This window comes from Enterobacter sp. PL1, from assembly GCF_945957325.1.
Lineage (GTDB): Bacteria > Pseudomonadota > Gammaproteobacteria > Enterobacterales > Enterobacteriaceae > Enterobacter > Enterobacter roggenkampii.
In genome coordinates this window covers 92,068-105,130 of sequence record NZ_CAMFKT010000007.1, presented here as the reverse complement: position 1 = coordinate 105,130, position 13,063 = coordinate 92,068, and the positions used below count along the sequence as shown (strand labels likewise).

The following is a 13,063-nucleotide window of genomic DNA, read 5'->3' as shown; positions in this document are numbered from 1 at the left end:
TATGGATACCCGTCACCCACCCGTTCGTTTCTCGCAGCGTCTGATCAGCTGGATTGTCTGCGGCCTGATGGTCTGGCAGCCGATGGCACCTGCCGTCGCGGCGGCGCTGACGCCGACCGGGCAGACCACGGTCGATCGGGCGGGGAACGGGGTGCCGGTCGTCAACATCGCCACGCCCAACGGGGCGGGTATCTCGCATAACCAGTTCGGTGAGTATAACGTCGGCAAAGAGGGGCTTATCCTCAACAACGGCACGGACCGTTTAACCCGGACCCAGCTGGGCGGGCTTATCCAGAACAACCCCAACCTGCAGGCCGGGCGGGAAGCGAAAGGCATTATCAACGAAGTCACGGGCGCCAGCCGCTCGCAGCTGCAGGGCTATACGGAAGTCGCCGGTAAAGCAGCAAACGTCATGGTGGCCAACCCGTACGGCATTACCTGTAACGGGTGCGGATTTATCAACACCCCGAACGTCACCCTGACCACGGGGAAACCGCAGTTCGACGCCAGCGGTAACCTGCAGGCGCTGGAGGTGACGAAAGGCGCCATCACGGTTGAAGGCCAGGGGCTGGATGCCAGCAAGAGCGACGCGCTGTCGATTATTGCGCGCGCGACGGAAGTGAACGCCGCGATACATGCGAACGACCTGAAGGTGACGGCAGGGGCGAACCGCGTGGGCACGGACGGCAGCGTCAGGCCGATTGCCGGTGAGGGTGCCGCGCCCGTGGTGGCCGTGGATACCGGCGCGCTCGGCGGGATGTATGCGAACCGTATCCGCCTGGTCTCCAGCGAGACGGGCGTGGGGGTGAACCTCGGCAACCTCACCGCGCGCCAGGGCGATATTCAGCTGGACGCGGGCGGGAAACTGACGGTCACGAACAGCCTGGCCAGCGGCTCGATTACCGCGAACGGCGCGGGAGTGGTCCTCAACGGCAGCCATCAGGCCGGTGGCGCGCTGAATGTGGCCAGCTCGCAGGATATGGAACTCAATAACAGCACGCTCGCCAGCCAGGGCGATATGCGCCTTTCCGCTGCGGGGAAAGTGCAGACGACGGGCGGCGGGACAAACAGCGCGGGCGCGCTGTCGGTGAGCAGCGGGCAGGGGATGACGCTCAGCAATACCTCCCTGGTCTCCCGCGGCGCGGCGACGCTGGACAGTAAAGCTACCCTGACCGTAAACGGCGGCGGCGTGTCGGCACAGGGCGGGGCGCTAACCGTCACGAGCAAACAGGGAATGGCGCTTGCGGATGCGACGCTGACGGGTCAGGCCGACACCACGCTGTCCACCGACGGCAGCCTGACGCAGCGCGGCGGCAGCGCCACCAGCAAAGGCGCGCTCAGCGTGGCGGCCGGGAAAGATATCACGCTGACGAATACCCGCAGCGGTAGCGATACCCGCGCGACCCTCAGCAGCGGCGGCACGCTGTCATCCACGGCCAGCGCGGTCTCGGCAGGAGAGAATCTGGCCCTGAGCGGCGGGCAGCTGGTGCTGGACGGCCAGAGCCGGGCCGATGCCACGGGCGATATCCGCCTGACGGGCAGCGCCGTCAGTAATCAGGGGCAGGTGAATGCGGGGCGTGACATTGCCCTCTCCGGCGACAGGGTATCCACCAGCGGCCAGCTGGCGGCGAAAGGCCACCTTGACGTGAACGCAGGAGTGCTGACAAACGGCGGCACGGTGCAGGGTAACGACGTCACCCTGAAGGGGCAGACGGTCACTAACAGCGGTACCCTGCAGAGCGCAGGCAACCTGGCGCTGAGCGTTGATACCCTGGAGCAGCGGGGCACGCTGAGCGCGAAAGGCAATGCGAACGTCACGGCGCAGCAGGCCCTGCGTAACAGCGGCAGCCTGCTGGCTGACGGCGCGATGAGCGTGACGGCAGACACGCTTGAACAGAACGGCACCCTGTCCGGCGCGACAGCGCTGACGGCGCAGGCCGGCACCCTGACCAGCGGTCAGGCGTCCCGCACCACCAGCCAGGGCAATGTACAGATTTCCGCGACCCGCAGCGCCAGCCTGAACGGGCAGACGGACGCGGCGGGGGCCTTAACCGTCAGCACCGGCGACCTGACCACCGGCCAGGATGCGCATCTGCAGAGCGGGCAGGGGCTTACCCTGCAGGCGCAGAATGCCGCGCTGAACGGCACGCAGGCGGCGAAAGGCGCTCTGTCGGTGACGGCGGGCACGATTGCGCACGCCGGGAAATCCACCGGTAACGCGCTGAGTTTTAACGCAACCGGCGACCTGACCAGCGGCGGAGAGCTTACCGCCAGCGCCATCGCGCTCAGCGGACAGAACATCCTCCAGTCCGGCGTCGCAAAAGCGGATCGCATGACCCTGACGGCTCCTGACCGCATCACCAGCAGCGGTACGCTGGTTGCCGGTACGCTGGCGCTGGACGCTGCCTCGGTGGAGAACAGCGGACTGCTGCAGGGGACCACCCTGCTCGGCCTGAAGACCGGGTCACTCACAAACCTCGCGGGCGGATCGGTCTACAGCACGCAGGATTTAACGCTGAACCTTCCGGTGCTGTCTAACAGCGGGCTTATCACCACCGACGGCACGCTGCGCCTCCGGGGCGATACGCTGACAAACCAGGGAGAAATCAACGGCGTCAGCCTGAGCAGCGACTACCTCAGCCTGACCAACACCGATACCGGACGCCTGCTGGCGGACGACCGGCTCACCCTGAACGGCACTGCGTTTGCTAACGCGGGCAATATTGCGGCCAGCGACCTGCACATCACGGCGGACAGCCTGCAAAACCAGGGCACCGTCGAGGGGGACTCGGCGCTGACGCTCGGCGTGGCAGACCTCACTAACCGTGGCGCGCTGCGCAGCAGCGGAGCGCTGACGCTCGGCGGCGACACACTGGCCAACAGCGGCGAGCTCAGCGCCACCGCGCTGCTGCTGAACCTGACCCGACAGGCCAGCAACGATGCCGGCGGGCGGGTGATTGCCCGGAACGGCCTGACGCTGACCACCGCCAGCCTGACGAACAGCGGGCTGATGGCCGGTACCGACGCGCAGTTTAACAGCGCGTCGGTGACCAACGGCGGCACGCTGCAGGGGACACATTCCCTCACGGCGACCGGGACACAGCTCAGCAACCAGCAGGCGGGCATGCTGCTCTCCGGCGGCGCGCTCGACCTGCACCACACCACCCTGAACAACGCCGGGCTGCTGCAGGGCAACACCCTGAACCTGGCCACCGGTGAGTGGATGAATACCGGTAACGCGCTGGGGGAAGCGGGCGTGACGGCGGCGGTAACCGGCACGCTGACCAACAGCGGTAAGGTGCTCAGCCAGCAGGCACTGGACGTCCAGGCCGACAGGACCGATAACCGGGGCCAGCTGCTGGCGAAAGTGCTGACCCTGCGGGGCGACCTGCAGAACAGCGGCCTGCTTCAGGGCAGCAGCACGCTGGCCTGGTCCGGGAACACCTTCACGAACCAGCCTCAGGGGCAGGTGACGGGCGGCGAGACCCTGACGCTCAGCGGACAAACCCTCAGCAACGCGGGCAGCCTTCAGGGGCGCAGCGCGACGCTTGACGCCGGGAGCCTGAATAACCAGGGCAGCGTTCAGACGCTGGACGCCCTGACGCTTTCCGCGACCGGCAGGCTGGATAACACGGGCGCCCTGCTCAGCCAGAATCTGTTCACGCTGACGGCGGCGCAGCTGTTCAACGACGGCCAGCTGGCCGGGAAAGCCCTCACGGTGAAGGCTGCGCAGCTGAACAACACCGGGATCCTTCAGGGCAACGACACGCTGGCGCTGACCACCCGCGCGCTGAGCAACGGCGCCACCGGGCAGCTGGTGAGCGGCAGTCCTCTGGACTTATCCCTCGACACGCTCGATAACGCCGGCCTGCTGCTGGTGAAGGGCGGGTTCACCCTGCGGGGCAGCGACCTGACGAACCGGGGTGATATTCAGGCGCAGAGCCTGGATTTTGGCCTGAGCAATGCCCTGACCAACACGGGGAACATCGTTGCCACCGACGATGCCGCGCTTAACGCGACGACGCTGACCAGCAGCGGCACGGTGGCGGGCAAAACGCTGACAGCAGGCGGTACTGAGCTGCGCAACAGCGGCCTGATGCAGGGCAGCAACGCGGTTAACGCCACCGCCGACCGCTTTATCAACGAGCTGAACGGTAAATGGCTCTCCGGCGGCGGCTTCACGCTGGCGGGCGGACAGCTGACGAACGCCGGTACGCTGCAGGGCGCCACGCTGGGCATGACCGGCACCACCCTCACCAACAGCGGCACGGTGAACGGGCAGACGGGACTCAGCGGCACGCTCAGCGGGGCGTTAACGAATACCGGGCTGCTGCAGAGCGGCGGCGCGACCGCCTTCACCGCGGATACCCTGGCGAACCCGGGGCGCATCACGGGCGGTACGCTGTCCCTCACTGCCCGCGATATGAACAACGGCGGGCTGATGCAGGGAACGAACGGCCTGGCGCTCACCGGTACCACGCTGACCACGGGCGCGACCTCGCGCACCCTCTCCGGCGGCATGCTGACGCTGGATGCAGGCCAGCTGACCACGCAGGGCACGCTGCAGGGGAACGGCGCGGACATCCGCGCCAGCGACTGGACGCACGGCGGGTCTCTGCTCAGCCAGGGAACGCTGACGGCCACGACCGGCGGCACGCTGACCTCAGCCGGCTCGCTGATGAGCCAGGGCCGGGCAGATATCACCGCCCAGACGCTGGATAACCGCGGGCAGCTCCTCAGCGAGGGCGAGGTGACGCTCGGCGGCAGCACGCTTAAAAACAGCGGTACCGTGCAGGGGAACACCCTCGCGCTGCATGAGAACAGCATTAACAACCAGGGCACATTAACCGGTCTGCAGAGCCTGACCGTTCAGGGGCAGCAGCGGCTGATGGCGCGCATGGCGATGGCCGCGCCGCAGCAGGAGCTGATCAACGGCGCAGGCGGCAAGCTTCTTACCCAGGGCGCGCTGACGATTGCGTCCGGGGCAGTGACCAACGCCGGCAGCTGGCAGGCACAGAACATCCTGCTTAACGCCCGGTCGCTCACCAACAGCGGCGCGGTGCAGAGCGCCGGTGCGCTGCAGATGACGCTGGCCGATACGCTCACCGGAACCGCAGGCAGCAGGATCACCGCGCTGGGGGCGGCAACGCTGCAGGCCGCGACGCTGGCGAACCAGGGCCAGTGGGCGGCGCAAAACCTGACGCTGACGGGCGGCACGCTCAGCAACAGCGGCGCCATCAGCGGCGTGAATGGCCTGACCCTCAGCCAGACCGGCGCGGTCAGCCAGCAGTCTGGCGGCACCCTGCTGTCCGGCGGGGCGCTGAACGTCACGGCGGCCTCCGTCACCAGCGACGGCAAAATGCAGGGGGGTACGCTCGGCATCACCACCGGGGCGCTCACCAACAACGGACGTCTGCAGGGCGATAACGGCGCGACGCTGGCCCTCAGCGGGACGCTGACCAACAACAGCGGAGGCGAAATCGTCAGCCGCGATGCGCTGACGCTGACCACGCCCGCGCTGTTTAACTACGGCCTGATCCAGGGCGGCGGCGAGACGCGCGTGACCGCCTCCTCGCAGGCGCGTAACGACGGCAGACTCCTCTCCGGCGCGCGCCTGACGCTCGGCACGCCGCAGTTCACCGGCACCGGCTGGCTGCAGGCCACCGACCTGATACTCAATGCGGCAAACGCCACCAACGGCGGCACGTGGGTGGCCGATCGCGCCACCCTGACCGGCACCAATTTCGCCAGCCAGGGCACCACCCAGGCGGGACAGCTGACGGTTAACTACAGCCAGCTGAACAACAGCGGCACGCTGCTCGGCAACACGCAGCTGAATATTGGCGCGGACCAGGTAACCCAGAGCGCGGGCGGCAAGCTGCTGAGCGGCGGCAACCTGTGGCTGCAGAGCCGGGGGCTGGACCTTACCGGCCAGCTGGTGTCCCTGGGGGACTTAACGCTGCAGCTGACGAACGCGTTTACCAGCCGAACCGCTGTGGCGGCAGGCAGAACCCTCACCATCAACAGCGGCAGCGACATCGATAACCGCAGCGTGCTGCAGGGGCAGTCGGTCAACCTGAACGCGGGCGGGCAGCTCAGCAACAACGGACAAATCACCACCGGCGGCGGCGCGAGTACGCTCTCCGGCAGCAGCGTGGCGCTGAACACCGCGGGTTCGGTGCAGGGCGGGGGCGATATCACCGTGGCCAGCCGGAGCAACATTACCGTGGACGGCTTCACCGGCACGCGCGGCTCGCTGACTCTGAGCGCGCCGGGCGCCATCGTCAACACCGCGCTGCTGTACGCGGCGAATAACCTGGCGCTGTTTGCCGACAGCATCACCAACCAGCGCGGCGACATCATGGCGGGAAACAACCTGTGGATGCAGCGGGATGCGGCAGGGAATGCGAACAGCCAGGTGGTGAATACGTCGGGGAATATTGAGACGCAGCGCGGGGATATTGCGATCAGGACGGGGCATTTGCTGAACCAAAGGGATGGTCTGCAAGCAACAACTGTGCGTAACGCAGTACCAACAGAAAGCTGGATGACGGGTGAATCGATTATAAATGTTCCTGTCACAGCCTTAGCAGAAGGAAGTTATGGTTATTACTCCCAGTTAGAAAGATGGCAAACAGGTACTTGTGCAGGCGGGCAGAATGGTGGGTGTAATTACCATAAGGCGATGGCTTATTACTATGCACCTTTTAAGAACACTTCGACGCAAAAATTTGTAACTTCAAGTACTGTAACATCGGTTATCGGAGGCAATAATCCTGCTGGTCGTATCAATTCAGGAAAAAACTTAGATCTGTACGCAACGTCTCTGGATAACCAGGCTAGTAATATCCTTGCAGAAGGAAACATCGTTCTTGCAGGCGGGACGCTTAATAACCAAAGTTGGCAAGAAGGTATTCAGAATGAGTATCTGGTTTATGAATATGCTTCTAAATACAAAAATGTTAAGCCTAAGTACGCCACAAATGAGATGTCTTCAGCAAAAAATATTACCTTCAATAATGATTCGGTAACCTTTGCACTAACTGGACATGATTCCTCTTTTGAAGCAGGTTCGTTATACCGCGCCGTCATCCAGGCGGGCGGTAACGTCACCGCAAACTTCACCAGTAACATCAGCAACACCAATACCACTGCGAACGCGGGCGGCGTTAGCAACGTTATCTCCACGCCGTCGCTGAACACCCTCAGCAACCAGAGCGTCGGCAGCGGCGTACAAAAACAGGGGCTGAGCAATACCGGCACCGTGGCGGTGAACTCGCCGCAGTGGAACGATCAGCTCCAGGGTGCGCTGCAGCAGCTTAACGGCGGCGGCGCGCTGGAAAACGGCGGCGCGTCCGGCACGCCTCTCAGCAACATTGGCACCACGCAGAAAGGCAACGCGAACCTCGGCCAGCTGGGCGCACTGGCGAACGCCGGGGTCACCACCGCCGATCTCAGAACCGCTCAGGGCGGCGCCGTCGGGCATTACCAGGGCCAGCGCGTCGATACCAGTGCTTACCCGCTGCCGTCGGGCAACAACGGCTATTTTGTCTTCTCCGACAACCCGAAAAGCCCGTACCTGATCGGCATCAACCCGAAACTGAACGGTCTCGGACAGCTCGATCCCGCCCTGTTTGCCGACCTGAACGCAATGCTCGGGGTCAAACCGTCGTCCACGGCGCCGCAGGAGACGCGGCTGGCGTTTACCGACGAGAAGCAGTTCCTCGGCTCGTCTTACATGCTCGGCCGCCTCAACCTGAACCCGGATTACGACTACCGCTTCCTCGGCGATGCGGCGTTCGATACCCGCTATGTCTCCAACGTGGTGCTCAACCAGACCGGTAACCGCTACCTGAACGGCATCGGCTCCGATCTGGATCAGATGCGCTATCTGATGGACAACGCCGCGGCGGCGCAGCAGTCGCTGGGCCTGCAGTTTGGCGTCTCGCTGACCGCCGATCAGATTGCCGCGCTCGACCACAGCCTGCTGTGGTGGGAGAAAGCCACCGTCAACGGCGAAACCGTGATGGTGCCGAAACTCTACCTGTCGCCGAAGGACGTCACCGTCAATAACGGTAGCGTGATCGCGGGTAACAACGTCACCCTGAAGGGCGGCGACATCACCAACAGCGGTAGCTCGCTGCTGGCGAAAAACAGCCTGACGCTCGATAGCCAGAACAGCATCAGCAACCTCAACAACGGCCTGATGAAAGCGGGCGGCGACCTGAACCTGAGCGCCATCGGCGATATCAATAACATCAGCTCCACCATCAGCGGCAAAACGGTCGCGCTGGAGAGCCTGGACGGCAGCATCAACAACCTGACCCAGGTTGAGCAGATTGATATCAACGCCGGAGGGAAGTACGGCAAGATCGGCCTGAAAGACACCCTGCTGGGCAACACGGCGTCGATTACCGCGCAGGATGGCCTGTCGCTTGAGGCGGGGAAAAACATCACCGTTACCGGGGCGAACCTGGCCTCCGGCGGCGATATGCTGCTGAACGCGTGGGGCGATATTGCCGTCAACGCGAATCAGATCAACGACGCATTCAGCTCCAGCCGGGCGAAAACCAGCCGTTCGTCCGTCACGTATCAGGGCAGTAACGTCACCGCGGGCGGCAATCTGCTGGTGAACGCCGGGCACAACCTTGACGTGACCGCCAGCGACGTGAAGGCGGGCGGCAGCGCGGGGCTGAGCGCGGGCAACGATCTCAATCTGAACGCGGCACAGACCAGCGAAAGCAGCCGTAAAGGGAAAAGCGAGTCCCACAGCACCGGGCTCGACCGCACCACGATTTCCGCAGGCGATAACCTGGTCCTGAAGGCCGGACAGGATATCAACGCTCAGGCCGCCGCGCTGGCGGCGGAGAAAAGCGTCGGGCTGCAGGCGGGTCGCGACGTGAATCTGGCTGCGGAAGAGACCACGCAGGGCGATAGCTATAGGTCAGGCAAGAAAACCGTCATCAACGAATCGGTACGCCAGCAGGGAACCGAGATCGCCAGCGGGGCGAATACCCAGATCCTCGCCGGACGCGATGTCACCACCGAAGCCGCGCAGGTGACGGCGAAGGGCGATATCGGCGTGGCGGCGGGCCGTGACGTCAATCTCAATACCGCAACCGAGAGCGATTATCACTACAAAGAGCAGACCAAAACCAAAAAAGGGTTCCTGAGCAAGAAAACCACCCACACCATCGAGGAGAACAGCGCGACGCGTGAATCCGGCTCTTTGCTGAGCGGCGATAACGTGCAGGTGGTGGCGGGCAATAACCTGCTGGTGAACGGTTCCGCCGTGGCGGGCGACGGCGACGTGAAGCTTAAGGCGGGCAACAACGTCGATATCGTGGCAGCGACGAACAGCGATACCTCCTGGCGCTTTAAGGAAGAGAAAAAATCCGGCCTGATGGGCTCGGGCGGGATTGGTTTCACCATCGGCAGCAGCAAAAGCACGCACGATCTTCGTGAGAAAGGCACCACCCAGAGTCAGAGCTTCAGTACGGTGGGCTCGACGGGGGGTAACGTCGCGATTTCTGCCGGAAACCAGGCCCATATCGGCGGCGCGGATCTTATCGCCGGGAAAGATTTAAGCCTCAGCGGCGACAGCGTCATCATCGAGCCGGGGCACGACAAGCGCACCCGGGATGAAACCTTCGAGCAGAAGAAAAGCGGGCTCACCGTGGCGCTCTCCGGCACCGTCGGTAGCGCTATTAACAATGCCGTGAGCGCGGCGCAGGAGACCAAAGAGCAAAGTGATGGCCGTCTGAAAGCCCTTCAGGCCACCAAAACGGTGCTGTCCGGCGTGCAGGCCGGGCAGGCAGCGGATATGGCGGCAACCACCGGTGACCCGAACGCAATGGGTGTGAGCCTCTCGCTGACGACCCAGAAGTCGAAATCACAGCAGCATGCTGAGAGTGATGCGGTGGCAGGCAGCACGCTGAACGCAGGCAACAATCTTGCTATCACCGCGAACGGTAAAAACAAAGGCGCGAACAGCGGCGACATCGTGATTGCGGGCAGCCAGCTGAAAGCCGGGGGCGACACCACGCTGGATGCACAGAACGACATTCTGCTGTCCGGCGCGGCGAATACCCAAAGAACCAGCGGCAAGAACAGCAGCAGCGGTGGCGGCATTGGCGTGAGCATCGGTGCCGGCGGCAACGGTGCGGGTATCAGCGTGTTTGCCAACGTCAACGCCGCGCATGGCAAGGATAAAGGCAACGGTACCGACTGGACCGAAACCACCATCGACAGCGGCAAAAACGTCATCCTAAAAAGCGGGCACGACACCGTGCTTGATGGCGCTCAGGTTAACGGCAATAAAATCGTGGCAGATGTTGGTCACGACCTGCTGATGCGCAGCCAGCAGAACAACAGCGACTACGACAGCAAGCAGACCAGCGTTGCGGCGGGTGGCAGCTTCACCTTCGGCACTATGTCCGGTTCAGGCTATATCAACGCCAGCCAGGACAAGATGAAGAGCCGCTTTGATTCGGTGGCCGAACAAACCGGGCTGTATGCCGGGGACGGCGGCTTCGATATCACCGTGGGGCATCATACCCAGCTTGATGGAGCGGTTATCGCCTCTACCGCCACGCCGGACAAAAACAGCCTCGATACCGGGACGCTGGGCTTCAGCGATATCCACAACGAAGCGGACTTTAAAACCTCGCACTCCGGTATCAGCCTGAGCGGCGGCGGCAGCTTCGGGGATAAATTCCAGGGTAACCTGCCGGGCGGCATGATCTCCGCTGCGGGTAATAAAGGCCATAAGGAAGGCACCACGCATGCCGCCGTGGCAGAGGGCTCCCTCACTATCCGCGACAAAGCAAACCAGAAGCAGGACGTGGCCGATCTGAGCCGCGACACCGAACATGCCAACGACAGCATCAGCCCAATCTTCGACAAGGAGAAAGAGCAGAACCGCCTGAACGCAGTTGGGATGATCAGCGACATTGGTAGCCAGGTGGCGGATATTGCCAGGACGCAGGGTGATCTTAACGGGCTGAAGGCGGCCCAGAAAGAAACCGGCGCAACACTCCCCGCAAATGCGACAGAAAAAGAGCGCCAGAACTATCTTGCGAAACTGCGTGATACCCAGGCATACAAAAACGTGATGGTGACCTACGGAACCGGCAGCGCCATGCAGCGCGGCATCCAGGCGGCTACGGCAGCGCTGCAGGGACTGGCGGGCGGCAATATCGGAGGGGCGCTGGCGGGCGCGTCAGCACCGGAGCTGGCGAACATCATCGGCCATCATGCAGGCATTGATGACGATACGGCGGCAAAAGCGATTGCCCATGCCATCCTCGGCGGCGTAACCGCAGCCCTTCAGGGCAACAGTGCCGCAGCGGGTGCTGTGGGGGCCGCATCCGGCGAACTGATTGCGACAGCGATTGCCAAACAGTTCTATCCCGATACTGACCCGTCGAAGCTGACGGAAGAGCAGAAGCAGACCGTGAGTACGCTGGCATCTGTTTCAGCGGGCATAGCTGGCGGGATTGCCGGGGGAAATACGGCTGGTGCGGCGGCTGGAGCCAGTGCAGGAAAGAATACTGTGGAGAATAACTTCCTTAGCGCTTCAAAAAATGATGCACTTAATAAAGCGCTTGAAGATCAAAAAAATGGTAAGAACCTTCTTCAGGCATCACAGGATATTGTTCGTCTGACCAATGAGGACAAAGCCAATAATGGGCTTCTGAATAAATACCAGAATGGTCAGCTGAATGATGCAGAAAAGCAAGAACTTGCCGGGTTACTTAATCAGTATGGCTATGAACTCCAGACTGTTTACGGTTACTCAGAGCAGCAAGCGGCACAAGCGATACAGTCCCTGGCGAAGGGCGGAGCTTTTGTGGCATCGGCAGCTGATGCCAAAGCCTATAATGAGGCGCTGAGCTATCTGAAAATGCACGGTGTTCAGTCAGGTCAAGCCGCAGTGGGTACAGATGCTTTGATGGTCCTTCCTGGAGCCCCTGGTACTCTGGTGCGTGGAGTTGTGGCTGCGGGAGGTGCATACCAGACAGGTACGGGGATAGGTCAGATTGCTGATGGTAACTATAGTAACGGAGCTCTGAATGTTGGTCTCGGAACGGCTGCTATATTTGGTGGCGCAGCAGGGAACAGCGTTATCACCAAAACTGAAACAGGTATTGTTTCTCCAAATAAAGGTGCTGGCTGGACAGAGAATTCTCAGTCTATTGATAAAAATGCCCATTCTTCTATTCCCAAAGTTACTGCTGAATTGACAGATCCTCAGACAGGAAAAGTCTTCACGGATACGAATCAGGGGAACAGAGCTGATTTCTTCTTGGGGGATGCCAGCAAGCCAACGCTTATCAATGATGTAGTGCAGGCAAAAGTAATTAACCAACCGGATAAAAATTTCCCAAATGGAAATATGGCTACCGCTCATGCAGAAGTTGGTACTATCCAACAAGCCTACGAGCAGGGTATGACAACGGGTCGTAGCATGGAAATGAAAGTATCTGGTAAGCCAGTTTGCGGTTACTGTCTCAGCGATATAAAAAGTATGGCTGAAAAATCTGGCTTGAAATCGCTTACTATTTTTGAAGAGAAAAGCGGAGATACTTTGTATTGGGAAAAAGGGATGAAAAAATTCACCAGGAACGAAACTTATGAAAGATGAGTTTGAAGTCGATTTCTATCTGTACACCAGAAACTCTTTTTCACGGGTTCGTGCCCCCAAGTGGAATGATGTAGAAGAATTCCTGATGAAATTGAGGGGGAATACTGGCGGTGTAAGACTCCGCATTGTCCCCGAACCTGATATTGGGCCGATGAATTTAGAAGTATCTACAGATGATGGCTTCTATCTCTTGACGTTACTAGAGTGCTCGGAATCTGATTTAACGGTTCGTTCCTATTGGGATAAATCGAAATCTGGTATGGAGAAAAAAATACAGATTTATGGGGATTACTGGCCTGAACGACAACTGACAAAAGATTTTGATCTTGTTGTCAGGGTCTTTAAAGAGTTCTTCGATATTGGCAACGTATCAACGAAACTTCTTAATTGATGTATAAATCCCAGACTACAGCATCA

At 61.2% G+C, this 13,063-nt stretch carries 2 protein-coding genes; both read left to right on the top strand.

From position 1 onward, the window contains the following. Nucleotide 1: 1 nt before the first annotated feature. The gene (locus tag N6P30_RS08655) at nucleotides 2–12,646 is read left to right on the top strand and encodes a hemagglutinin repeat-containing protein (RefSeq protein WP_154827320.1); all 12,645 of its coding nucleotides are present in this window, start codon (nucleotides 2–4) and stop codon (nucleotides 12,644–12,646) included. Further along, nucleotides 12,636–13,037 carry a DUF6911 family protein gene (locus tag N6P30_RS08650; RefSeq protein ID WP_032664656.1) on the top strand — a complete coding sequence of 134 codons (402 nt, stop codon included), beginning with the start codon at nucleotides 12,636–12,638 and terminating at the stop codon, nucleotides 13,035–13,037. The genes N6P30_RS08655 and N6P30_RS08650 overlap by 11 nt, the downstream gene beginning before the upstream one ends. Nucleotides 13,038–13,063 lie beyond the last annotated feature (26 nt).